This is a genomic window from Pseudomonas sp. GL_117 (assembly GCF_057835125.1).
On sequence record NZ_CM174418.1, the window covers coordinates 4,000,336 to 4,024,654 of the forward strand.

Consider the following 24,319-nt stretch of genomic DNA (forward strand, 5'->3'; position numbering starts at 1 on the left):
ACAGGGGGATATCTGTGCCCTTCAGAGATACTCCCTCCATGAACGAATTCCTAAACTTGCAAGGCTACGGCCCCATGCTCGCCCAAGGCGCGTGGATGACGCTCAAGCTGGCGTTCCTCGCCCTGGCCCTCAGCCTCGTCCTGGGCCTGATCGCCGCTGGCGCCAAGCTGTCCAGCGTCAGATGGCTACGGGTGCCGGCCACGCTGTACACCACGCTGATCCGCAGCGTGCCGGACCTGGTGCTGATCCTGCTGATCTTCTACAGCCTGCAACTGTGGCTCAACGACCTGAGCGAAATGGCCGGCTGGGATTACTTTGAAATCGACCCGTTTACCGCCGGGGTGGTGACCCTGGGCTTTATCTACGGCGCGTATTTCACCGAGAACTTCCGCGGCGCGATCCTCAGCGTACCCGTCGGCCAACTGGAAGCGGCCACCGCCTACGGCCTGAGTCGCTGGCAGCGCTTCCATCTGGTGCTGTTCCCGCAACTGATGCGCTTTGCCCTGCCGGGCCTGGGCAATAACTGGCTGGTGCTGCTCAAGTCCACCGCGCTGGTGTCGATCATCGGCCTGTCGGATCTGGTCAAGGCCGCGCAAAACGCCGGCAAGACCACCAACGAGCCGTTGTATTTCCTGATCCTCGCGGGCCTGGTCTATCTGGTGATCACCACCCTGTCCAACCGCATCTTCAAGCGCCTCGAACGGCGCTACAACCTCGGCATCAAGGGGATGGCGCGATGATCGAACTGTTCCAGCAATACGGCCTGGCCTACCTGTTCAGCGATGGCGCGGGGTTGTCCGGCGTGGCCATGACCCTGTGGTTGTTCATCATCTCGGTGGTGTTCGGCTTTTGCCTGTCGATCCCCCTGGCGCTCGCGCGGGTCTCGGAGCACTTCTGGCTGCGCTGGCCGGTGGAGGTCTACACCTACCTGTTTCGCGGCACACCGCTGTATATCCAACTGCTGATTTGCTACACCGGGCTGTACAGCCTGGAAGTGGTGCAGGACAACGCCCTGCTCAACCAGTTTTTCCGCAACGCGCTGAACTGCACCCTGCTCGCCTTCGTGCTCAACACCTGCGCCTACACCGTGGAAATCTTCGCCGGGGCGATCCGCAACATTCCCCATGGTGAAATCGAAGCGGCCCGCGCCTACGGCCTGCACGGCTGGCGGCTGAACCTGTTTGTGGTGGTGCCCGCCGCACTGCGCCGCGCATTGCCGGCCTACAGCAATGAAATGATCCTGATGCTGCACGCGACGTCCCTGGCGTTTACCGCCACCGTCGCCGACATCCTCAAGGTGGCCCGCGACGCCAATGCCGAGACATTCCTCACGTTCCAGGCCTTTGGCATCGCCGCCCTGCTCTACATGCTGCTGTCCTTTGCACTGGTGGGCCTGTTCCGACTGGCCGAACGTCGCTGGATGCGCTTTCTTGTTCCTACCCGAGGCTAACCCATGAATCAGTCCGCGCAGGCCCTGGCCGCATACCCTCTGGATGTACCCGTGGCCAAAGCCGCCACCGCCGCCGTCAAGCTGCAAGTCGAAGGCATCCACAAACGCTATGGCGAACACGAGGTGCTCAAGGGCGTGTCCCTCAACGCCCGCAACGGCGACGTGATCAGCCTGATCGGCGCCAGCGGCTCGGGTAAAAGTACGATGCTGCGCTGCATCAACTTTCTCGAACAACCCGACGCCGGGGTCATCACGCTCGACGGCATCAGCATCGAAATGCAGCAAGGTCGCGCCGGCACCCGCGCGCCGCACCAGGCCCAACTGCAAAACCTGCGCACGCGCCTGGCCATGGTGTTCCAGCACTTCAACCTGTGGAGCCACATGACCGTGCTGGAAAACATCACCATGGCCCCGCGCCGGGTACTGGGCGTCAGCGCCGCCGAGGCGGAAAAACGCGCGCGGATGTACCTGGACAAGGTCGGCCTGCCGGGCCGCGTCGCCGATCAATACCCAGCCTTCCTGTCGGGCGGCCAGCAACAACGCGTGGCGATTGCCCGCGCCCTGGCCATGGAACCGGAGATCATCCTGTTCGATGAACCCACCTCGGCCCTCGACCCGGAACTTGTAGGAGAAGTCCTCAAAGTCATACAGACGTTGGCTGAGGAAGGTCGTACCATGCTGATGGTCACCCACGAAATGGGCTTTGCCCGCCAGGTGTCCAGCCAAGTGCTGTTCTTGCACCAGGGTCGTGTCGAGGAACAAGGCGGCGCCGAGATCCTTGACCACCCCAAGAGCGAACGCTTGCAGCAATTTCTTTCCAACCGTTTGAAGTGAAACCCATGGATACCAAGGCCAACGGACCCCATACCTCCCCTGCGCTGGATCGCATCGATGAAGCCATCATCGAAGTGCTGCGTCACCAGGGGCGCATCACCTACGAAAAGCTCTCGTCGCTGGTGCACCTCACGCCCAGGCCCTGCCTGGAACGGGTGCGCAAGCTGGAGCGACGCGGGGTGATTCGTGGGTACGGGGCGATCATCGATGTGCAGATGGTCTCGCCGGGGCTGTCACTGCTGGTGCTGGTGGCCTTGTCCAACCAAAGTGGGCGCTCGGCGCAGAAGGCGTTTGAAGCCTGTGTGAAAAACTGCCCGCAGGTATTCGAATGCCAACTGATCAGCGGGCCGTTCGACTACAGCCTGCGCATGCGCTGCCGGGACATGGAGCATTACCGGGTGCTGACGGAGACCTGGTTGAACAATGACGAGTTGCATATCGATAAGTTGGTGGCGCATCCGGAGTTGGCCGTGGTCAAAAACACCGCTACAGAGCTGACCTGAAAGGCAACTCACCAAACACTGCATAACCCTTGTGGGGGTGGGTTTGTGTGGGAGCGGGCTTGCTCGCGAAAGCGGTGTATCAGCCAAAGATGTTTCGACTGACGCACCGTATTCGCGAGCAAGCCCGCTCCCACACAAGCCCACTCCCACACAAGCCCGCTCCCACATTTTTATGCGTGCCCGCTTGAAATTCGTTTACCAGGTTTGGCGCCAATCAGTTTGGCCTGCCCGTCCTTCTGCTTGCCCGTGCGCGCCTCGCTGATCAACCCCGGGATCAACTTGCCCTCCGGCAGGTTCTTCCAGAACCGACTGGGCAAATGCCCCTCCATCACCTTGGGGTTCAAGCGCGCCGGATTGAAGATATGGCTGTAGTAGGTCAACCACATCTCACTGTGGGGGTCCTCGACATTCTGCGCCAACTGCCGCCACGCCTCGGGGCATTCACGCTGGTGGATCAGCTGCTCGCCGTCGTAATACACCCCGTCCAACGGCGTGGCGATCATCCAGCGATGGCGCCCCATGCGCCCGACAAAATGCTGGCTGGCAGATTTCAAGATGTCGTGTGCCGGTTCATGCCACGCCACGTACTCCGGCAATTCGGGCCCAGCCCCGGCCGGCAGCGCCACAAAGCGCACAAACGCATGCAAGTGGTGCGCCTCTCGGCTGACCTGTTTGATCCGCCGCTGCAACTCGCTGCCCAATTTGTCCCCCGCCAGCATCGCCGTACGGTCGCCATGACTCACGCGCCATAACACTTCATACAACAGGCTCCAACGCTGCTCGCCGTGATAGCAGGCGGCCGACTCGAGCAATTCGAGCAGCGCCTTGGGCACCCGCGTCTGGAACGGCCCAAGCCCTGCGGGGATCGGCTCGTCAGTGGCAAACAGGTCGGCCACCTCGGCTTCGCCCCAGCTTACCTGGCTGGGATCGACCTGATGGCTGAGCAGCCAGCGCGCCTGGTCGCGCCAGGTGCCGAACAGGTTGTCGCATTCCAGGCTGATCATCCCCACAAGCCCATTTGCTGCGGCTGCGGACGATCACGCAATTGCTCGCGCAGCAGCACGCTGGTGCTGTCGGCCTGTTGCGGGTGGTAGTCGCTGGTGATGAAAAACGGCTTGGCCTTGGCTAACACGCAGCGCATGCGTGCGAGGTCTTCGAAGCGGATCTTGCGTTCACGGCGCAGGTCCACCAGCCGTTGGGTGGTGCGCAGGCCAATGCCGGGAATGCGTGCGATCAAGGTCGGTTCGGCGCGGTTGAGGTCCAGGGGGAAGACGTCGCGGTTTTCCAGGGCCCAGGCCAGCTTGGGATCAATATCCAGGGCCAGGTGACCGGGCCCCTTGAACAGTTCGGTGGCGTTGAAGCCGTAGCTGCGCAGCAGGAAATCGGCTTGATACAGGCGGTGCTCGCGCATCAGCGGTGGCGCGGCCAGGGGTACGCTTTTCGGGCTGTTGGGGATGGGGCTGAACGCCGAGTAGTACACGCGGCGCAGCTTGAAGCTGCCGTACAACGCCTCGGCTCCATGCAGGATGGTGCTGTCGTCGGTGTCGTCGGCGCCGACGATCAGTTGCGTGCTCTGCCCCGCTGGCGCGAAACGCGGCGCGCGCGGCTCGTTGAATACGGTCTGCTCGCCGGTGTAGATGGTCTGCATGGCCTGCTTGATCGACACGATCTTTTTTTCCGGCGCCAGGGTCTGCAGGCTGGCTTCGGTGGGCAACTCGATGTTCACGCTCAGCCGGTCGGCATAGCGCCCGGCCTCGGCGATCAGCGCCGGGTCGGCATCGGGAATGGTCTTGAGGTGGATGTAGCCACGGAAGTCATGCTCCTCGCGCAGCAGTTTGGCGACGCGTACCAACTGTTCCATGGTGTAGTCGGAGGAACGGATGATGCCGGAGCTGAGAAACAGCCCGCTGACGCAATTGCGCCGGTAGAAATCCAGGGTGAGGGTCACCACCTCCTCCGGGCTGAAGCGTGCGCGGGGCACGTCGCTGGAGCGGCGGTTGACGCAGTATTGGCAGTCGTAGAGGCAGAAGTTGGTGAGCAACACCTTGAGCAGCGAGACGCAGCGCCCGTCCGGTGTGTAGCTGTGGCAGATGCCCATGCCATCGGTGGAGCCCAGCCCGGCCTTGCCCTCGGAACTGCGCTTGGGCGCGCCGCTGCTGGCGCAGGAAGCGTCGTACTTGGCGGCGTCGGCGAGGATGCTGAGTTTTTCGATCAACTGCATGGAAGGCTACCGATACTGGTTTTTTGTACAGTATCAGCAGCCCCCCCTATGTCACAAGTGCAGCCTGTCAGCTCGCGGTAGCGAGCAGCAGGTCCTTCACCGAACGCTCCTGGCCACGGCTGCGGTCGTTTTCGTGCAACGACGCGGCAATTTCATCGGCACGGATCGGCAGGACCGACAGCAGCGTGTCGCTCAAACCATGGCTGGCCTGGCTGAAGCCCTGGATATAAATGCCGGCCTTGCAGCGCTCGTCGGTGACGATGCGGTAATCGCGGGCCACTTCGAAATCGCCCATGTACGCTTCCAGCGGTGCCAGCAAGGCGCGATGGGTCTGGCGCTCGTAGCCGGTGGCGAGGATCACCGCATCGTAGTGGTTGACGCAGGTTTCGCCGTTGGCGTTGTTGCGCAGCACCAGTTCGATGCCCAGCGGGCCAGGCGTGGCTTTTTCGACCACGGTCATGGTGCGGAACGCCTGGCGCGCGATACCGGAGACTTTCTGGCGGTAGAAGATGCCGTAGATGCGCTCGATCAGGTCCAGGTCCACCACCGAATAGTTGGTGTTCTGGTATTCGGCGACCAGGCGTTCGCGCTCCTCGCCCACCTGCTGGAACACCAGGTCGGTGAACGCCGGCGAGAACACTTCGTTGACGAACGGGCTGTCATCCGCCGGCTTGAGCGCCGAACCGCGCAGGATCATGTCGACTTGCACCGACGGGAAGCCGTCGTTGAGGTCGATGAACGCCTCGGCCGCGCTCTGGCCACCGCCGATGATCGCGATACGCATCGCCTTGCCGTCGATGCAGGGCTGCTGGGCCATGCGCTCCAGGTACTGGGAATGGTGGAACACCCGGCCGTCACCCTTGAGCGCCTTGAACGCCTCGGGAATACGCGGCGTGCCACCGGCGCTGACCACCACCGAACGGGTGGTACGCACATGCTGCTCGCCCACTGCGTCGCGGGAGATCACGCGCAACGCTTCAACCTGCTGTTGATGCAGGATCGGCTCGATGGCCAGCACTTCCTCGCCGTAGCGCGCCTGGCTCTGGAACTGCCCGGCGACCCAGCGCAGGTAGTCGTTGTATTCCATGCGGCACGGATAGAAGGTACCCAGGTTGATGAAATCCACCAGGCGCCCGTGGGTTTTCAGGTAATTGACGAAGGAATAAGGGCTGGTGGGGTTGCGCAGGGTCACCAGGTCCTTGAGGAACGAAATCTGCAGTTCGCTCTGGGTCACCAGGGTATTGCCGTGCCAGCGGTAGTCCGCCTGCTTGTCGAGAAACAGCACGTCGAGTTTGCCCTGGGCTTTTTCGCGCTCCTGCAGGGCGATGGCCAGCGCCAGGTTCGAAGGGCCGAAACCGATACCGATCAGGTCGTGAACCGCGGGCGAAGCAATTGCCTGTGTCATTCCAGTGTCCTCTGGATAAGCCCCTTGGCGGTGGGGCGGGAATACCTTCAAGACCTGCACAACAGGTCGTGTGTTGATAGGAAACGAGGACAGTGAAAAAAAATTTAACCGATCAGCGCTCAGTGCGCGTCCCACTCGCGCATCCGTACCCGGCAGTGCTTCATCGCGTTGACGATGTGTTTTTCCACGAGGCTGCGGGAAATCCCCAGACGCTCAGCGATTTGCGGGTGGGACAGGCCGTCGAGCTTGCGCAGCAGGAAGCTGTCGCGGCAGGCCTTGGGCAGTTCCGCCAGGGCCCGCTCCACCATCGCCAGGCGCTGCTCGTGGGCGTGGCTGGCGTGGGGCGATGAGTTGGCGAAGCGCCCTTCGGTGTCCAGCACTTCCAGCGGCTCAACCTGGCGCAACGCGTTGCGGCGGTGCCCGTCGATCACCAGGTTCAGGGCCGTGCGGTACAAAAACGCGCGTGGCTGGTCGATCGGCGTGTCGCTGGAGCGCTCCAGCACCCGGACATAAGCGTCATGCACCACATCCTCGGCCACCTGTCGGTTGCCCAGCTTGGCGTTGAGGAAACACACCAGCTCGCGATAGTAGTTTTCCAACATGACTCCCGACCGCCGGAAGAGGCGGCATCCGTTCCTTGTGCACTGTAAGAAAAGATACCCAAACGATGATGGCAGTTTGGGTGCGTGCAATTTATAGTAATTCTCATCTACTTTTAAAGAAGTGTTGTACCAACGGACGTTTTTTTAACCCATGGAGCTGTAACCGCTTGTGTAACCGCCTAAATCCCCGCGCAATCCCCTCGTTTAACAGTCAGCTCTGCGCAACTGCGCCCCGAACTTCCCTGGCTGGAACCAAAGCATGAAACGCTCTCGACCCGCCCGACGCGCGCTGCTTGTTGTCGCGTGCCTGATCCCCGTCATCGGCGTTGCCGCCTGGCAAGTGCTGCCCTCGGACCGCGACGCCCTCGCCACCGTCACCGTGACCCGCGGCAATATCGAAAACAGCGTCACCGCCCTCGGCACCCTGCAACCGCGCCGCTATGTGGACGTAGGCGCCCAGGCGTCGGGGCAGATCCAGAAGATCCACGTCGAAGCCGGCGACCACGTCAAGGCAGGCCAACTGCTGGTGGAAATCGACCCGTCGACGCAAAAAGCCAAGCTTGACGCCAGCCGCTACGGCATCCAGAACCTCAAGGCGCAGTTGCAGGAACAGCAGGCCCAACTGGCACTGGCGCAACAGAAATACCAGCGCCAGCAACGTCTGACGGCCGGCAACGCCACCCGCGAAGAAGACGTGCAAACCGCCAAGGCCGAGCTGAGCGCCACCCAGGCGCGGGTGGCGATGTTCCAGGCGCAGATCCTCCAGGCCCAGGCCAGCCTGCGCAGCGACGAAGCGGAGCTGGGCTACACGCGCATCTATGCACCGATGGACGGCACCGTCGTCGCGGTAGACGCCCGCGTCGGCCAGACCCTCAACGCGCAACAACAGACCCCGCTGATCCTGCGCATCGCCAAGCTGTCGCCGATGACCGTGTGGGCGGAAGTCTCGGAGGCCGACATCGGCCACGTCAAACCGGGGATGACTGCGTATTTCACCACCCTCAGCGGCGGCAACCGGCGCTGGACCAGCACCGTGCGGCAGATCCTGCCGATCCCGCCCAAGCCGCTGAACGAAACCCAGGGCAGCGGCAGCCCCAGCAGTTCCAACAAGAGCGGCAGCGGCCGCGTGGTGCTGTACACCGTGCTGCTGGACGTGGACAACAGCGACCACGCGCTGATGGCCGAGATGACCACCCAGGTGTTTTTTGTCGCCAGCCAGGTCAAGGATGCCCTCACCGCCCCCGTCGCCGCGCTGCAGGGTACAGCGAACGCCGATAAACAGATCGCTCGTGTGGTCGCCAAGAACGGCCGTATCGAGGAACGCGAAGTGCGCCTGGGTATCAGCGACCGCCTGCGCGTCGAAGTGCTCGACGGCTTGAACGAAGGCGATCACCTGCTGATCGGCCCAGCCGACGGCAACGGGGGTTGAGTTGGCCACGCCCCTGATCGAACTCAAGAACATCCGCAAATCCTACGGCGGCGGCGACAGCCCGCAAGTCGACGTGTTGCGCGGCATCGACCTGGCAATCCACGCCGGGGAATTCGTCGCGATTGTCGGCGCGTCCGGCTCGGGCAAATCGACGCTGATGAATATCCTCGGCTGCCTCGACCGCCCCACTGCGGGCGACTACCTGTTCGCCGGAGAAAACGTCGCGCACCTGGACGGCGACGCGCTGGCCTGGCTGCGCCGCGAGGCGTTCGGCTTTGTGTTCCAGGGCTACCACCTGATCCCGTCGGGCTCGGCCCAGGAAAACGTCGAGATGCCGGCGATCTACGCCGGCATCAGCGCCGCTGAACGCCACGCCCGCGCCAAGGCCCTGCTCACCCGCCTGGGCCTGGCCGAGCGCACCGGCAACCGTCCGCACCAACTCTCCGGCGGCCAGCAGCAACGGGTGTCGATTGCCCGCGCGCTGATGAACGGCGGCCATATCATCCTGGCCGACGAACCCACCGGCGCCCTCGACAGCCACAGCGGCGCCGAGGTGATGACACTGCTCGACGAACTGGCCAGCCAGGGCCACGTGGTCATCCTGATTACCCACGACCGCGAAGTGGCGGCGCGCGCCAACCGCATCATCGAGATCCGCGACGGCCAGATCATCAGCGACTCGGCCAAAGACGCCAGCTACGTGCCGGCGGTCGCCAACAGTGATGCCTTGCAAGCCGTGGACCTGCGCCAGCGCCTGGTCGACGGCGCCGAGCACAATGGCGCGTGGAAGGCCGAACTGGTCGACGCCGTGCAGGCCGCCTGGCGGGTGATGTGGATCAACAAGTTCCGCACCGCGCTGACCTTGCTGGGGATCATCATCGGCGTGGCGTCGGTGGTGGTGATGCTGGCGGTGGGCGAAGGCAGCAAGCGCCAGGTCATGGCGCAGATGGGCGCGTTCGGTTCCAACATCATCTACCTCAGCGGCTCGTCGCCCAACCCGCGTACGCCGCTGGGCATCGTTACCCTCAACGATGTGGCGGCACTGGCGGCGTTGCCCCAGGTCAAGCGCATCATGCCGGTCAATGGCAGCGACGCCGGGATCCGCTTCGGCAACCTCGACTACCTGGCATACGTGGGCGGCAACGACATCAACTTCCCGGAGATCTTCAACTGGCCGGTGGTCGAGGGCAGCTACTTCACCGAGGCCGATGAGCGCGCCGGGGCCACCGTCGCGGTGATCGGCCATCGCATCCGCGAGAAGCTGTTCAAGGATCTGCCGACGCCGATCGGCCAATACATCCTCATCGAAAACGTGCCGTTCCAGGTGATCGGCGTGCTCGCGGAAAAAGGCTCCAGCTCCGGCAACAAGGACAGCGACGACCGCGTCGCCATCCCCTACACCGCCGCCAGCGTGCGCCTGTTCGGCACCTATAACCCCGAATACGTGGCGATTGCCGCCGCCGATGCGCGCAAGGTCCACGAAGCCGAGCGGGCCATCGACCAGTTGATGCTCAAGTTGCACAACGGCAAGCGCGACTACCAGCTGACCAACAACGCGGCGATGATCCAGGCCGAGGCGCGCACGCAGAATACGCTGTCGCTGATGCTCGGTTCGATTGCCGCGATCTCGCTGCTGGTGGGCGGTATCGGTGTGATGAACATCATGCTGATGACCGTCCGCGAGCGTACCCGTGAAATCGGCATCCGCATGGCCACCGGCGCCCGCCAGCGCGACATCCTGCGCCAGTTCCTCACCGAAGCGGTGATGCTCTCGGTGGTCGGCGGCCTGTTCGGCATCGCCCTCGCGCTGCTCGTCGGCGGCGTGTTGGTGCTGGCCGAAGTGGCCGTGCAATTTTCCCTGGTGGCGGTGTTCGGCGCGTTTGGCTGTGCGCTGGTCACCGGTGTCATCTTCGGCTTCATGCCGGCCCGTAAAGCTGCCCGGCTCGATCCGGTTAAGGCGTTGACCAGTGAATAAACCGTCCCTTTACCTGCCCGGCCTGTGCCTGTTGCTCAGCGCCTGCGCCGGCCAGCCGCCGGCTGTCGACAGCGGCATCGCCGCACCCGCCGCCTGGCAATATGCCGAACGCGAGACGGCGCAGGCCAGCAATGCACGGTGGTGGACGCAGTTCGGCAGCCCGCAGCTCAACCGCTTGGTCGAGCAGGCGCGCCGCGACAGTTTCGACGTCGCCGCCGCCATGGCCCGCGTGCGCCAGGCCCAGGCCAGCGCGGTGATCGCCGGTGCGCCGCTGCTGCCCGAGGTGAAGTTCAACCTCACCGCCAGCCGTGAACGGCTGTTGCGCGGCAGCGGCAACTCAGACCTGAACGCCACTGCGAGCAACAACACCGTCAACAGTTACGACACCAACTTCACCGCCAGCTATGAACTGGACTTCTGGGGTGGCCGCGCCGCCGCCCGCGACAGCGCGGTGCAGACCTTGCGCGCCAGTGAGTTCGACCAGGCCACAGTGGAGCTGACCCTGCTCGGCAACGTCGCCGACCGCTACGCGCAGACCCTCGCCGCACGCCAGCGCCAACAGATCGCCGCGCTCAACCTGGCCAATGCGCGCAACGTGCTCGACCTGGTGCAGACCCGCTACGACGCAGGCTCCGCCACTGCCCTGGAACTGGCCCAGCAGAAAAGCCTGGTGGCCAGCCAGCAACGGCAATTGCCGTTGATCGAGCAGTTGGCCGAAGAGTCGCAGATCACCCTCGCCGCCCTGCTCGGCCAACCCGTGCAAGCCGTGGACCTGGGCAACGAAACGTTCCAGGCCCTGACCTGGCCGACCATCGACAGCGGTGTGCCGAGCCAGTTGCTCAGCCGGCGCCCCGACCTGGCCCAGGCCGAAGCGCAACTGGCCGCCGCCAGTGCTGACGTCACCGTCGCCCGCGCCGCCATGCTGCCAACCCTGACCCTTGGCGCCACACTCGGCAGCGGCGCCTACAAGGCCAACGAAATCCTGCGCAGCCCGTTCTACACCCTGACGTCCGGCCTGATCGCGCCGATCTTCAACAATGGCCGTTTAAGCGCCGAGCGCGACAAGGCCCGCGCACGCCAGGATGAGCTGCTGCAAAGCTATCGCGGCGCGATCATCAACGGCTTTGCCGATGTGGAAAAATCCCTCAGCAACATCACCCGCCTCGACCAGCAGCGCCACTGGCAAACCGAAGAACTGCAACAAGCGCAGACGGCCTTCCAGATCGCTCAAAGCCGCTACCAGGCAGGCGCCGCGGACTTGCTGACGGTCCTGGAAACCCAGCGCACCCTGTACGCGGCCCAGGATTTGAACGTGCAGTTGCGGCTGTCGCGCGTACAAGCCAGCATCGCCCTGTACAAAGCACTGGGGGGCGGCTGGGAAAGCAATATCCGATAAACAAAACTCCATTTCCTTACAGAAGTTGTCTGTTCGCCCTACATTTTTTGACCCGGGGTCCTTGGTAAAAAAGCCGCTATCTCACGGCTGCCCGGGACCTCTTGATGACTGTTGTAAAACACCTGCTCTGCGCCTGCCTGTGGCTGACGGCAAGCCTTGTCCATGGTTTGCCGCTGATCAGCCCCACCGCCATCGACTGGCAACTGGACTGCCGCCTCCCCGCCTTCGCACACTTGGCTCCCGACGTGCTTGAGCGCACCCAATGCGGCATCGTCACCGTGCCGCGCAACCACGCCGCGCCCCGGCAAGGCAAACTGCGCCTGTACCTGACCCGCGTCGGCGCCCGCGACCCGCTGAGCCGCCAAGGCGTGGTGTTCGCCCAACCCGGAAACAGCCCCCAGACCAATCACAGCGGCACCTTCGCCATCCTCCTGGCCGGTAGTTGGAGTGCCCATTCCACCCAGGCCTATCGCACCCTGCTCAATCGCTACGATGTGGTCGAACTCACCCCGCGTGATCTCAACCAGGAGAGCGGGGTCGAAAACGCGGCACGGGACATGGAGTTCGTCCGCGCCCAACTTGAAGAGACCCAGCTCAATTACCTCGGCAGCGCCGACGCCACACGCCTGGGCAGTCGCTACGCGGCGCTGTTTCCCGAGCGGGTCGCGCGCATGGTGCTGGTCAACGCCGAGCGTGGCGAGGCGAACCTTACGCAAGTCGAGCAACTGCGCCTCAAGGCACCCCCCAAGTCTGAGGCCAGTGCATGCGTGATCCGATGGGTCGGCGACTTCCTCGCCTTCGGCAAGCAGCCGCCACCTGCCACCCAGTGCCTCGACAAAGGCGATTGGGAGTAGCACACCGTTTGCGACCTGTTGCCGCTGAAAACGACACCTTGCGTTGACGCTCCAGGCTAATCGTTATTAAGTGCTATTTATCCGCATTAATACGATAAATCGACGCCATGCTAAGCCGCCCGCTGAAACGCAAACGCCAGAAGCTGTCCGACGTGATTGTCGAGTCGGTCAAGCGCTCCATCGTCACCGACGCCTTGAAGCCCGGCGATCGTTTGCCCACCGAGCGCGAGCTGATGGAAAGCTTCCAGTGCTCCAAAGGCTCGGCCCGCGAGGCGCTCAAGGCCCTCGAGGTCGAGGGTTTGGTGAGCACGCGCACCGGGCCCAGCGGCGGTGCATACCTCAACCAGGCCGGCACCGAACCGGCCAGCCGCGCGTTGCGTAACTATCTGCACTTTCAGCATCTGGATGGCGAGCAGGTGTACCAGTTGCGCAAGGTCATCGAAGTGGAACTGGCGGTCTCGGTGCTGGGGCGCTTGAGCGAAGATGACTACCAGGCCCTGCAAGACAACGTGGATTTCTGTAGCGCACCGGAAGACAGCGAGGCCGGTCAACGCGAACAGCGCCTGGCAGAACTGGAGTTCCACAACCTGCTGGCCAAGGCGTGCCCCAACCCGTTGCTGAGTTTCATGGCGCAGTTCCTCAATGATCTGCTGCGCGACCTGGTGGTGCTGAAAAAGGCCTACAAACCCAAGCGCAAGCAGTTCGACGCCGCCAACCTCGACTATCACAAACAGTTGCTGATTGCCTTTCGCGCCGGTGATGAAAACGCGGTGCGCGGTTTGATGCATGAACATATGTGCGATGCCGAACACCACATGACCGCGCTTGAAGGCCAGGTCAGCCCGCATTTTCTACTGGAGTTCGATCACCGCCCCTAAAGACAACACAGCTCCCACATTTTGACCGCATTCCAACCAACACTCGCGTCATCCAATAAATAACAGGCCTGCCCACAGGCCCTTGCTCCACCGTATCGCCCTTGCCGCTCCTGCCAATAACTAAACCAGGGAGTCACCCCATGCAGCGTCGTACGTTATTGAAAGCCAGCCTTACCTTCGCCTCCGCCCTCAGCCTCCCGCTGAGCGTGCGCCACGCATTCGCCGCCGAGCCCTTTACCTTTTACGGCCTCAAGTCCATGTCCGGCGCCTTTGCCAGCTATGGCAAGTTTGCCGACATGGGTTCGCGCCTGGCGGTGGAACAACACGCCACCCTTCTCGGCCGCCCGCTGAACTACAAGGTCATCGACACCGAAGGCAACGCCGGCAAGGCCGTGCGCAAGGTGCAGGAAGCCATCCAGCAGGACGGCGCGCGGTTCTTCCAGGGCTGCACATTGTCATCATCGGCGCTCGCGGTGGCCAAGGAAGTGGACAAGGTCGGCGGCGTGTTCATGACCCCGGTGGGCGCCGATGAAGTCACAGGCAAGGATTGCAATCACGCGACATTCCGCTGGTCGGTGCCCACCTACGGCGCGATTCGCGAAACCATGCTGCCGCTGATCAAGCTGCTGCCGGACGCCAAGCGCTGGTACACCATCACCCCGCAATACGTGTTTGGCGAAGCGCTGCTCGAGGGCGCCAAAAGTGTGCTCAAGGACAGCGGTCTGGAACACATCGGCAACAGCTATCACTCGTTGCAGGAACAGGAATTCTCCGGTTACCTGACCAACGCCATCGCCGCCAAACCCGATGTGCTGGTACTGCTCAACTTCGGCAGCCAGTCGTCAAACACCCTGCGCCAGGCAGTGAACTTCGGCATCAAGCAGCGCATGAAAGTACTGCTGGTATGGTCCGCCGGCCTCGACCAGTTCCAGGAACTGGGCAGCGACATCCTTGAAGGCGTGTACCTGGGCGCGCAGTACTGGCATCAGGTCGACACCCCGCTCAACCGCGAACTGGTCAAGCTGACCCAGGCCAAATACGGGATCAACCCCACCTACCCGCTGGCCGCCGACTACATCAGCACCAAGGTCATGCTCGACACCATCGTCGCCACCGGCAGCTTCGACGGCCCGACCGTGGCCAAGGCCATGCAGGGCCTGAGCTTCGATGGCCCGACCGGCAAGGAATCGATCCGCGCCGGCGACCACCAGGTGATCAAGGATTACTACCTGCTCGTCGGCAAAGCCGCCAGCGAGATGGCCGACAAGGACGACCTGGCCAAAGTACTCAGCGCCGGCCAATCCTTCCCGCCAGTGGGCGCCACGGGCTGCACGCTCGCCTGACCCCCTGAATATTGCAGGCAGGGCCGCGCAAGCGGCGTCCTGCCGAGGGTTCCTGCATGCTTAATCTTTACCTGTTCCAGATCCTCAACGGCCTCGGGCTGGGGATGATCTACTTCCTCATCGCCGTCGGGCTGACCATCATTTTCGGCCTGCTCAACTTCGTCAACTTTGCCCATGGCGCGTTCTTTTTGCTCGGTGCCTACATCTGCTACACCGCCGTGAGCCTCACCGGCAACTTCTGGCTGGCGCTGCTGATCGCGCCGCTGGTGGTGGCCGCGTTGGCGTGGGTGATCGAGCGATTATTGATCCAGCGCATCTATCACTTGCCGCACATGTTCCAGATCCTGGTGACCTTGGGGATAGCCCTGATCATCCAGGAGGCCAGCGTGATGATCTGGGGCCCGGTGGGCAAAAGCGTCGCCGTGCCGGAACTGCTGCGCGGGGTGCTGGTGATCGGTGACTTTGTGTACCCACACTATCGCCTGTTCCTGATCGGCTTCTCAGGCCTGGTCGGCCTGGGCCTGTGGCTGCTGCTGGAACGCACGCGCTTCGGCGCCCTGGTGCGCGCCGGCAGTGAAAGCACCGAGACCGTGTCGCTGCTGGGCACCAATATCTTCCGTTTGTTCTCGATGACCTTCGCCCTCGGCGTGGCCCTGGCCGGTGTCGCCGGGGTGCTGTTCGCCCCCTTGCGCGGCGCACAGCCCTTTGTCGGCCCGGAAATTCTCGGCGTGGCCTTCGTGGTGGTGGTGATCGGTGGCATGGGGTCGTTCAGCGGTGCGCTGGTCGGCGGTTTATTGGTCGGCGTGGTGCAAAGCCTGATGACCACACTCTGGCCCCAGGGCGCGAGCCTGATGATCTACGGCGCGATGGCCGTGGTGATTCTGGTGCGCCCTTACGGCCTGTTCGGGAGAGCCTGACATGAGCGAGAAAAATCCCCTGCCGTTTGCCAAGACCCAATCCCGTGCGATGTTGCTGTGGGTGCTGGCCGTACTGATCGGCCTGCCGCTGATCTTGCCTTCGGCGACCCTGGCCACCGAGATCCTGATCTTTGCCATGGCCGCCCTCGCCTGCAACCTGCTGCTGGGCTATACCGGGCTGCTGTCGTTCGGCCAGGGCATCTTCTTTGGTGCCGGGGCATATTGCGCGGCGCTGCTGATGCTGCATTTGCAGATGGGCCTGTTCACTGCGTTGCTCGGCGCGGCCGTGGCCGGTGGTTTCCTGGCCTTGTTGGTCGGCGCCCTGGCGATCCGCCGCACCGGCATCTACTTCGTGATGCTGACCCTGGCTTTCAGCCAGATGGCCTACTTCGTCGCCTACACCCTCAGCGACTGGACCGGCGGCGACAACGGCCTGCTCAGCGTGCCGCGCCCGGAAATCCGCGTCGGTGACACTGTGCTGCTATCCCTGGCCGACGCCCGCGCCTTCTACGGCTTTGTGGCGGTGCTGTTCCTGCTGATCTTTATCGGCGCGCGCCGGGTCATCGCCTCGCCCTTTGGCAGCACGCTGATGGCGATCCGCGAAAACGAAACCCGCGCCGCGGCGATCGGCTACGACACGCGTCACTTCAAGATCCTGGTGTTTGTGCTGTCCGGCGCAGTCACCGGGATCGCCGGTGCGCTGTACGCGATGCTGCTGCACTTCGTGCCGCTGTCGAACATCGACCTGGCGATGTCCGAGAACATCCTGATCATGACCATCGTCGGCGGCACCGGCTCGCTGTTCGGTTCGTTGCTGGGTGCCGGCTCCATCGTGCTGCTGGGGGATTTCCTCTCCGACTTGTGGCCACGCTGGCTGATGCTGCTGGGGGTGATCCTGATCCTGGTGGTGATCTTCATGCGCGGTGGTTTGTGGGGCGGCCTGGCGTCGCTGTTTGAAAAAGTGCGCGGCGCTCGCAAGCCCGCAGTGGTGGCCAAGGAGGAAGTGCTATGAGCATCCTGCTGGAAACAGAGAACCTGGAACTGGCCTACGGCGCCTTCCATGCGGTGAACGGCGTCAACCTCAAGGTCGAAGCCGGCACCATCCACACCATCATCGGCCCCAACGGTGCGGGCAAGACCAGCCTGTTCCATTGCCTCACCGGCGAGCGCCAGGCCACCGCCGGGGCAATCCATTTCGACGGCAAGAACCTGATGCGCAAACCGGCCCACGGCCGCGTCGGCCTGGGCATGGCGCGCTCGTTCCAGTTGACCAGCCTGTTCCAGAACCTCAGCGTGCGCGAAAACCTGCGCCTGGCCGCCCAAGGCCGTGACGGTGCGCGGGCGCTGAACTTCTGGCGCCGTGTCGACAGCAAACGCGAGCACCTGGAGATGGCCGACCAGGTCTTGGAACGCCTGCAACTCACTGCCCGCGCCGACACCCTGGCCGGCGAGTTGTCCCACGGCCAGCAGCGGGTGCTGGAGGTGGGCATGTCGATCTGCTCCAAGCCCAAACTGTTGATGCTCGACGAGCCCACCTCGGGCATGGGCATCGATGACATCCCGATCATGACCCAACTGATCAGTGACCTCGGTCGCGACCACACGGTGCTGCTGATCGAACACAACATGAGCATCGTCATGTCCATCAGCCAACGCATCACGGTGATGAGCCACGGCCAGATCCTGGTGGAAGGCACGCCGGAATTCGTGCGCGCCGATGAACGTGTGCGCACTGCGTATCTGGGGGAGGCCGCCTGATGCTGATCGTCGAGAATATCCATTCCTACTACGACAAGAGCCACGTGCTCGAAGGCGTGTCGCTGAGCGTCAACCCTGGTGAGCTGGTGACGCTGCTGGGGCGCAACGGCGCGGGCAAGACCACTACGTTGCGCAGCATCCTCGGCATCATCTGCCCGCGCCAGGGCCAGATTCACTTCAACGGCCAGGCGCTGGTGGGGCAGAAGATTTTTGAAATTGCGCGCCAAGGCTTGGCGCTGGTGCCGGAGAACCGCGGGATCTTCCGTTTGCTCACGGTCGAGGAAAACCTGCGCATCGCCGCCCGCAAGACCAGCCGCTGGCAGCTGGAAGACGTGTACGGCATGTTCCCGCGTCTCAAGGAACGGCGCAAAAATGCCGGGCATGCCTTGTCCGGCGGCGAGCAGCAGATGCTCGCCATTGCCCGCGCCCTGCTCAATGACCCCAAGTTGCTGATCCTCGATGAACCCACCGAAGGCCTCGCCCCGGTGATCGTCGACGAATTGGTGAAGATCCTGCGCAAGATCAAGGACGACGGCCTGCCGGTGCTGCTGGTGGAACAGAACCTGATGGTCTGCGACAAGCTCGCCGACCGCCATTACGTACTCGAACAGGGCCGCGTGGTCTACGAAGGCAGCGCCGCCGCCTTCCGCGCCGACCCGAGCATCAAGAACCGCTATTTGGCCCTGAGTGCCTGACCGGAGAATGCAGATGAACAGTTTTGCGCAACCGCTCCAGAGCAACGCCCCGCTGATCAACCGCGACCGCCTGTGGCAGTCGCTGATGGACCTGGCCCAACTCGGCGCCACGCTAAAAGGCGGCGTGTGCCGCCTGGCCCTCACCGACCTCGACCGCCAGGCCCGCGACCTGTTTGTGCAGTGGTGCGAAGCGGCCGGGTGCAGCGTCAGTGTGGATGCCATCGGCAATATCTTTGCGCGCCGCGCCGGACGCAATCGCGCCCTGCCCCCGGTGATGACCGGCAGCCATATCGACACCCAACCCACCGGCGGCAAGTTCGACGGCTGCTACGGGGTGATGGCCGGGCTGGAAGTGATCCGCACCCTGAACGATCTGAAGATTGAAACCGAAGCGCCGATTGAAGTGGTGGTGTGGACCAACGAAGAAGGCTCGCGTTTTCCGCCGTGCATGATGGGTTCCGGCGTGTTTGCCGGGAAATTCGATTTGCAGGAGACCCTGGCCAAGCTCGATGACCAGGGCCTGTCGGTGGGTGCCGAATTGCAGCGCATCGGTTATGCCGGTTCCCGCGCGGTGCTGGGCCACCCGGTGGGGGCGTATTTCGAAGCGCATATCGAACAAGGCCCGGTGCTGGAAGATCGCGCCACCACCATTGGCGTGGTCATGGGTTGCCTGGGCCAGAAGTGGTTCGACCTGACCTTCACCGGCGTCGAAGCCCACGCCGGGCCGACACCGATGCACCTGCGCAAGGACGCACTGGTCGGCGCTGCCGAGGTGGTCAGTGCAGTCAACCGTATCGCCCATCAACAGCAACCCCACGCCTGCGGCACGGTGGGTTGCCTGAGCCTGCATCCGGGTTCGCGCAATGTGATTCCAGGCCAGGTGCACATGACCCTCGACCTGCGCCACCTGCATGCCGACAAGCTGCAAGCCATGGTCGACGAGGTGTGCGGTGTGATCGAAGCCACGGCACAACAGCACGGCCTGGCTTATGAGCTGACACCGACGGCCGACTTCCCGCCGCTGGACTTCGACCCGGCCTGCGTCAACGCCGTGCGCGACGCTGCGCGCAGCCTGGGCCTGAGCCATATGGACATCGTCAGCGGCGCCGGGCATGACGCGATTTTCGTCGCGGAACTGGGCCCGGCCGGGATGATCTTTGTGCCGTGCGAAGGTGGTATCAGCCACAACGAAATCGAAAACGCCGCGCCGGATGACCTGGCGGCGGGCTGCGCGGTGTTGCTGCGGGCCATGGTCAATGCGGCGCAGGGGGATCGGGCATGAGCGATATCGGGCAACTGACGGCGGTGCAATTGCTGGAGCATTTTCGCGACAAGACCCTGTCGCCGGTGGAGGTCACCGAGGATGCATTGCTGCGTATCGAACGCTACAACCCGGTGGTAAACGCCTACTGCCATGTGGACCCGCAGGGCGCGTTGCACGCTGCGCGCGCCTCGGAACAACGCTGGTTCAAGGGCCAGCCGTGCGGTGCGCTGGACGGTGTACCGGCCTCCATCAAAGACCTCACGCTGACGCTCGGCATGCCGACCCGCAAGGGCTCGCGCACCTCATCTGCCGACGGGCCGTGGGACGTCGACGCGCCCTTCCCGGCCTTTATGCGCAAGGCCGGCGCGGTATTGCTGGGCAAAACCACCACGCCGGAATTCGGCTGGAAAGGCGTCACCGACAACCCGCTGTACGGCATCACCCGCAACCCGTGGGACACGCGGACCACGGCAGGTGGTTCGTCCGGCGGCGCGGGGGCGGCGGCGGCGTTGAACCTGGGGGTGTTGCACCAGGGCAGTGATGCGGGCGGCTCGATCCGTATCCCCTGTGCGTTTACCGGCACGTTCGGGATCAAGCCGACCTTTGGTTATGTGCCGCAGTGGCCGGCCAGTTCCATGACGATTCTGTCGCACCTGGGGCCGATGACCCGCACGGTGGAAGACAGCGTATTGATGCTGCAAACCATCGCCCAGCCGGATGCGCGGGACGGTTTGAGCGGTGCGCCGAGGACTGCGCCGTGGCTGACGCCAGGGGCGGACTTGAAGGGCTTGCGGGTGGCGTACAGCCCTGCGTTCGGCTACGTGGACGTGGACCCGCAAGTGGCTAAAGTGGTCGCCCAGGCGGTTGAGGGGTTGGTGCGATTGGGCGCCCATGTCGAACAGATCGACCCCGGTTTCAGCGACCCGCTGGAGGTGTTCAGCACCCTGTGGGCAGCCGGGGCCGCACGTTTGACCGGTTCGATGAGCGACGCGCAAAAACAGCTCTTGGACCCCGGCCTGCTGCGCATCGCGCAACGGGGCGAACGCTTGAGCCTGGATGACTTCAGCGCGGCCCTTGAAGCGCGGGCGGCGTTGGTAGCACGGATGGCTGCGTTCCACCAACATTACGACGTGCTGGTCTCGCCAATGATGCCGATCACCGCATTCGACGCCGGCCACGACGTCCCGCCGGGCTCCGGGTTGCAGGAATGGACCGAATGGACACCGTTCACCTACCCCTTCAATCTCACCCAGCAACCGGCGGCGTCAGTGCCCTGCGGGTTGGCGGCGAATGGCTTGCCGGTGGGGTTGCATGTGGTCGGTGCGCGGTTTGCCGATGATGTGGTGTTGCGGGTTTGCCAGGCTTATTCAAAGGCATTCCCTACCCAGCACCCGCAAGCCCCAGTAACCCCGCCCTGAAATGCAATTGAATCTGGGAGATTGGCAGTGCCCGGGCGATCTCCAGCCGAACACTCACTCCCCATCAACACCCATCAACTGTGGGAGCGGGCTTGCCCGCGAAAGCGGAGTGTCAGTCACAGAATTATTGACTGATCCACCGTCTTCGCGAGCAAGCCTGCTCCCACACAAGCCCGCGCCCACAGTTCTGAGCGCATTCCACTACAATGCCCCCATTCATTCTCCGGGGCTCCCATGGACATCGAACTGGCACGCACCTTCCTCGAAATCACCCGCTGCGGCAGCCTCGCCGCGGCGGCCGAGAAACTGCACGTTACCCAGACCGCCATCACCGCCCGGGTCAAAAGCCTGGAAAGCCAGCTGGGCAGCACGCTGTTCATCCGCAACCGCGCCGGCGCGCGCCTGACCGCGGATGGCGAAGCCTTCGTGGTCTACGCCAACCAGTTGCTGCAAACCTGGGAAGCCGCGCGCCGCGATCTGCCGTTGCCCGAGGGCTATCGCAACGTGCTGCACATCGGTGGCGAGGTCAGCCTGTGCAACCCGTTGATGCTCGGCTGGGCCCAGGCCCTGCGTGAACACATCCCCGGCCATGCGCTGCGCACCGAAGTGCGCGAAGGCGAATACCTGCTGCGCCAGCTGGAGCTGGGGGTGCTGGATGCCGCCCTGGTGTTCCAGCCGCAATACTGGCCGGGGTTGCAGGTGGAACAGGTGCTGGAAGAAAAACTGATCCTGGTGCAACTGGCCAGCAACCCGGTGCCCTACGTGTACATCGACTGGGGCCCAGGCTTCCGCCAGCAACACGACGCCGCCCTGCCGGACAGGGCACGCGCCGCGCTGAGTTTCAACCTGGGCCCGCTGGCCTTGCAGTACATCCTGGAAAACGGCGGCGCCGGGTACTTCCGCACGCGGGTGGTACAAAGCTACCTGGACAGCGGCGTGATGCAGCGCGTGGCGAAGGCGCCGGAGTTCAGTTTCCCGACGTATCTGGTGTACTCGCGGGCACGGGATTCGGCGGTGTTGCAACACGCGCTGGAGTTACTCCGGGGCGTGGTCAAGGCCGAGAGCGACTGGTCGCAGCGCTGGGACCCGGTACTTTGAAACACACATGCGACTAGCAGAATGTTCAGGCCGGGCTACGCTCCAACACCACAAAAACAGCCAGGAGTCGGCATGCGTACCCGCTCACGAAAACGGCGTCACCTACCATCTGTGCCAGATGGCCCAGATGACTGCTGCAAAAAACCAAATTCCCGCTAAGCGATAAGGCCACAACACCCAGCGTTTGAGGGCTAGAGGAACAGAGGCCAGTTCGGCTTCGGTCACGAGGCCTGCTTTCACAAAGCGCTTTGAGTCAGATAGGAAGTCGACCATCAGCCCCATCCGTTGAGACTTGTCTATCGGCTGGTTCCTTCCCCAGAAGCGCTTATGTTTGCAAACCTTTTCGTTTTCACTGAAGTAGCTTTCCAGCTCGTCGAGCTTTCTATATTCCACAAAGAGCATCAGTCCCCAGATAACAAAACACCCCCCCATCAACACGATGCTGTAAGCGAGAAAAAATGACATTGTCATGCCCCCTCTGGCTCAAAGATGAATTGGCCATCGACCTCTAAGACTTTCCCCCCCAAAAAGGCACCGGTATCGCCGAAAAATGAGCCTCCTGCATACCCTCCTGCAGCACCGCCAATAATTCCACAGGCCAACCCACTGCGCTCCCTAAGCCCTACCGCCAACACGATCCTGCATGCACTACGAGCAACCTCTGCGCCATACCTCCCACCAATCGAAGCCCCCGCCACACTCCCCGCCAACCGCCCACTCTCCACATACTTCGCCTGCCGACACTGCGCCTCCCGCCCCACCACACACGCCTCCTTGATCTCCAATCCGGCGTCACCTGCTGTTTGTGTTGCTGCTGGGTGGTGGCGTTCCTGCTGCTGACGGCTTCCTGCTCAGCGGTTTGCATGACGGCCGGAAAGTGAGTTACCACTTCTGCCAAATGCCGCCGATGATCATGACAACTATCCAAATGTAAGAAATGCGATAGGGCCACAACGCCCATCGCTTGAGCGCTATGGGAACTGATGCAAGTTCGGCCTCTGAAACTAGCCCTGCCTTCAAATAGGGCTTTGGATTCGAGAGGAAATCAATCATCAGCCCCATGCGATGAAATCTGTCGATCCGCTGGTTTTTTCCCCAGAAACGCTTATGCCTTCGAACCTTTTCGTTTTCACTGAAGTATTTTTCCAACTCATCAAGCTTTCGATACTCCGCAAATAACATCAGCCCCAAAAGGATGAATACGCCGGCCATCAATACAATGCTGTAGATAAGAAAAAACGACATTGTTAAGCCCGCTCCGGTTCAAAAATCAAAACGCCATCGACCTCTACAACTTTCCCCCCCAGAAAGGCACCGCTATCACCCATCCTGTCACCGCCTAAATACCCTCCCCCCGCTCCCCCAATAACTGCGCAGACCAGTTCACTCTGTCCTTTCATCGCCACACCCAAAGCGACTGTACATAGGCGACGCGCAACTTTTGCACCTACCGCTCCGAACCAAGCAGCCCCCGCCACACTCCCCGCCAACCGCCCACTCTCCACATACTTCGCCTGCCGACACTGCGCCTCCCGCCCCACCACACACGCCTCCTTGATCTCCAATCCCGCAGCCCCGACGTCCATCGCCAACCCCACATACGTGCCCTTCCCCAACCACTTCGACACCTGCGCAATCGCCCCCATACGCTTGGCATAGCCATCGATCTCGCCCTTGTGCAAAAAGCTCTTGGTGGAAATCCCCAGCACATTCTTCAACAACTGATTGCCACGCAACCCCGTGCCAAACCGCGCCGCGCCGCGCAGTTGTGTGTCGAGCAATTCAAACAACACCTGGCGCTGGCGGATAAACGCCGGTCGGTCCAAGCCACCGGCCTTCAAGCGCTGATGCAACTGCTCGATGTCTTCCAGCGTGCGCAGCACTTCATCCAGGTGCCGCGCCCACGCCGAGGTCGTGCTGCCCACACCTATCGAGCCGTAGGTCAGCAGGCTTTGCAGCAGGTCATAGTCATTGATCACGGCTGTGCCGACCGATGCTTTTTGCTCCAGCTCGCGCCGTACTTCTTCGGCGCGGCGCATCAACCAGGCTTCCTCTCGGGAGCAGCTCACGCTGTAGGCGTCGGGAATCACCACCAATTGCCCCGGCGTCACCAAGCCGTGGCGCAGGTGGTGGTTCAACACGTCAAAATGCTCCGAGCGCTGGCGGCTCAGGCCGTGGCCCATCAAGCGGGTTTTCAAACTGGTGAGATCGATGGTTTCGCGGTTGATATAGCCCTGCGCCATGCCCTGCATCCCGAATCCAATGGAGATGGCGTCGAA

24 protein-coding genes are annotated in these 24,319 nt (G+C 62.9%); 17 read left to right on the plus strand and 7 right to left on the minus strand.

The features are described from left to right. Positions 1 to 38: 38 nt before the first annotated feature. The 4 genes from AC3ISR_RS18005 to AC3ISR_RS18020 are packed head-to-tail and all read left to right on the plus strand — an operon-like array spanning position 39 to position 2,787. Positions 39 to 740 (plus strand): ABC transporter permease, encoded by a 702-nt coding sequence (locus tag AC3ISR_RS18005; protein WP_192296715.1) that lies wholly within the window; start codon positions 39 to 41, stop codon positions 738 to 740. After that, on the plus strand, positions 737 to 1,450 hold the full coding sequence (locus AC3ISR_RS18010; RefSeq protein ID WP_192296716.1) for an ABC transporter permease: 714 nt from the start codon (positions 737 to 739) through the stop codon (positions 1,448 to 1,450). The genes AC3ISR_RS18005 and AC3ISR_RS18010 overlap by 4 nt, the downstream gene beginning before the upstream one ends. 3 nt (positions 1,451 to 1,453) lie before the next feature. Continuing rightward, the gene (locus AC3ISR_RS18015) at positions 1,454 to 2,284 is read left to right on the plus strand and encodes an ABC transporter ATP-binding protein (RefSeq protein ID WP_225595206.1); all 831 of its coding nucleotides are present in this window, start codon (positions 1,454 to 1,456) and stop codon (positions 2,282 to 2,284) included. Between the two features lie 5 nt (positions 2,285 to 2,289). After that, positions 2,290 to 2,787 (plus strand): Lrp/AsnC family transcriptional regulator, encoded by a 498-nt coding sequence (locus AC3ISR_RS18020; RefSeq protein WP_192296717.1) that lies wholly within the window; start codon positions 2,290 to 2,292, stop codon positions 2,785 to 2,787. Positions 2,788 to 2,957: 170 nt separating this feature from the next. Here the strand turns inward: AC3ISR_RS18020 and AC3ISR_RS18025 are convergent, their stop codons facing one another. From AC3ISR_RS18025 to AC3ISR_RS18040, 4 genes are all read right to left on the minus strand, one after another. Beyond that, positions 2,958 to 3,791: a TIGR03915 family putative DNA repair protein gene (locus AC3ISR_RS18025; protein WP_463983513.1), complete on the minus strand. Its 834-nt coding sequence runs from the start codon at positions 3,789 to 3,791 to the stop codon at positions 2,958 to 2,960. After that, a complete protein-coding gene (locus AC3ISR_RS18030) occupies positions 3,788 to 5,008 on the minus strand; it encodes a putative DNA modification/repair radical SAM protein (RefSeq protein WP_192296719.1) in 1,221 nt (406 codons plus the stop codon). The genes AC3ISR_RS18025 and AC3ISR_RS18030 overlap by 4 nt, the downstream gene beginning before the upstream one ends. A gap of 67 nt (positions 5,009 to 5,075) precedes the next feature. Next, complete coding sequence (locus AC3ISR_RS18035) at positions 5,076 to 6,413, minus strand: lysine N(6)-hydroxylase/L-ornithine N(5)-oxygenase family protein (RefSeq protein ID WP_226455200.1); 1,338 nt, start codon at positions 6,411 to 6,413, stop codon at positions 5,076 to 5,078. A 119-nt stretch (positions 6,414 to 6,532) separates the two neighbouring features. Next, positions 6,533 to 7,015, minus strand: a complete 483-nt coding sequence (locus AC3ISR_RS18040) for a sigma-70 family RNA polymerase sigma factor (protein ID WP_192296721.1) — start codon at positions 7,013 to 7,015, stop codon at positions 6,533 to 6,535. A 259-nt stretch (positions 7,016 to 7,274) separates the two neighbouring features. Here AC3ISR_RS18040 and AC3ISR_RS18045 point away from each other — a divergent pair, with 259 nt between their 5' ends. From AC3ISR_RS18045 to AC3ISR_RS18105, 13 genes are all read left to right on the plus strand, one after another. Beyond that, complete coding sequence (locus AC3ISR_RS18045) at positions 7,275 to 8,444, plus strand: efflux RND transporter periplasmic adaptor subunit (RefSeq protein ID WP_192296722.1); 1,170 nt, start codon at positions 7,275 to 7,277, stop codon at positions 8,442 to 8,444. 1 nt (position 8,445) lies between these two features. Further along, positions 8,446 to 10,419, plus strand: coding sequence for a MacB family efflux pump subunit (locus tag AC3ISR_RS18050; RefSeq protein ID WP_192296723.1), 1,974 nt, complete (start codon positions 8,446 to 8,448; stop codon positions 10,417 to 10,419). Continuing rightward, complete coding sequence (locus tag AC3ISR_RS18055) at positions 10,412 to 11,815, plus strand: efflux transporter outer membrane subunit (protein ID WP_463983512.1); 1,404 nt, start codon at positions 10,412 to 10,414, stop codon at positions 11,813 to 11,815. The genes AC3ISR_RS18050 and AC3ISR_RS18055 overlap by 8 nt, the downstream gene beginning before the upstream one ends. A 104-nt stretch (positions 11,816 to 11,919) precedes the next feature. Beyond that, entirely contained in the window at positions 11,920 to 12,669 is a 750-nt protein-coding gene (locus AC3ISR_RS18060; protein ID WP_463983511.1) for an alpha/beta fold hydrolase, read from the plus strand. A gap of 107 nt (positions 12,670 to 12,776) precedes the next feature. Further along, positions 12,777 to 13,547, plus strand: a complete 771-nt coding sequence (locus tag AC3ISR_RS18065; protein ID WP_463983510.1) for a FadR/GntR family transcriptional regulator — start codon at positions 12,777 to 12,779, stop codon at positions 13,545 to 13,547. A gap of 140 nt (positions 13,548 to 13,687) precedes the next feature. Continuing rightward, on the plus strand, positions 13,688 to 14,890 hold the full coding sequence (locus tag AC3ISR_RS18070; RefSeq protein WP_192296727.1) for an ABC transporter substrate-binding protein: 1,203 nt from the start codon (positions 13,688 to 13,690) through the stop codon (positions 14,888 to 14,890). A gap of 56 nt (positions 14,891 to 14,946) precedes the next feature. Next, positions 14,947 to 15,807 carry a branched-chain amino acid ABC transporter permease gene (locus AC3ISR_RS18075; protein WP_192296728.1) on the plus strand — a complete coding sequence of 287 codons (861 nt, stop codon included), beginning with the start codon at positions 14,947 to 14,949 and terminating at the stop codon, positions 15,805 to 15,807. A gap of 1 nt (position 15,808) precedes the next feature. Then, the gene (locus tag AC3ISR_RS18080) at positions 15,809 to 16,819 is read left to right on the plus strand and encodes a branched-chain amino acid ABC transporter permease (protein WP_192296729.1); all 1,011 of its coding nucleotides are present in this window, start codon (positions 15,809 to 15,811) and stop codon (positions 16,817 to 16,819) included. Continuing rightward, a complete protein-coding gene (locus tag AC3ISR_RS18085; protein ID WP_192296730.1) occupies positions 16,816 to 17,565 on the plus strand; it encodes an ABC transporter ATP-binding protein in 750 nt (249 codons plus the stop codon). The genes AC3ISR_RS18080 and AC3ISR_RS18085 overlap by 4 nt, the downstream gene beginning before the upstream one ends. Then, positions 17,565 to 18,260, plus strand: coding sequence for an ABC transporter ATP-binding protein (locus AC3ISR_RS18090; protein ID WP_192296731.1), 696 nt, complete (start codon positions 17,565 to 17,567; stop codon positions 18,258 to 18,260). Before AC3ISR_RS18085 ends, AC3ISR_RS18090 begins: the two co-directional genes overlap by 1 nt. A 13-nt stretch (positions 18,261 to 18,273) precedes the next feature. Then, positions 18,274 to 19,542, plus strand: coding sequence for a Zn-dependent hydrolase (locus AC3ISR_RS18095; protein WP_463983509.1), 1,269 nt, complete (start codon positions 18,274 to 18,276; stop codon positions 19,540 to 19,542). Beyond that, complete coding sequence (locus AC3ISR_RS18100) at positions 19,539 to 20,942, plus strand: amidase (protein ID WP_192296733.1); 1,404 nt, start codon at positions 19,539 to 19,541, stop codon at positions 20,940 to 20,942. Before AC3ISR_RS18095 ends, AC3ISR_RS18100 begins: the two co-directional genes overlap by 4 nt. 234 nt (positions 20,943 to 21,176) lie before the next feature. Continuing rightward, positions 21,177 to 22,040: a LysR family transcriptional regulator gene (locus AC3ISR_RS18105; protein ID WP_192296734.1), complete on the plus strand. Its 864-nt coding sequence runs from the start codon at positions 21,177 to 21,179 to the stop codon at positions 22,038 to 22,040. 102 nt (positions 22,041 to 22,142) lie between these two features. Here AC3ISR_RS18105 and AC3ISR_RS18110 read toward each other — a convergent pair whose 3' ends face one another. The 3 genes from AC3ISR_RS18110 to AC3ISR_RS18120 form a co-directional block, all read right to left on the minus strand. After that, a complete protein-coding gene (locus AC3ISR_RS18110) occupies positions 22,143 to 22,505 on the minus strand; it encodes a hypothetical protein (RefSeq protein ID WP_192296736.1) in 363 nt (120 codons plus the stop codon). Between the two features lie 417 nt (positions 22,506 to 22,922). Further along, positions 22,923 to 23,285 carry a hypothetical protein gene (locus AC3ISR_RS18115; protein WP_192296735.1) on the minus strand — a complete coding sequence of 121 codons (363 nt, stop codon included), beginning with the start codon at positions 23,283 to 23,285 and terminating at the stop codon, positions 22,923 to 22,925. Positions 23,286 to 23,287: 2 nt separating this feature from the next. Beyond that, positions 23,288 to 24,283, minus strand: coding sequence for a hypothetical protein (locus AC3ISR_RS18120; RefSeq protein WP_463983508.1), 996 nt, complete (start codon positions 24,281 to 24,283; stop codon positions 23,288 to 23,290). Positions 24,284 to 24,319 lie beyond the last annotated feature (36 nt).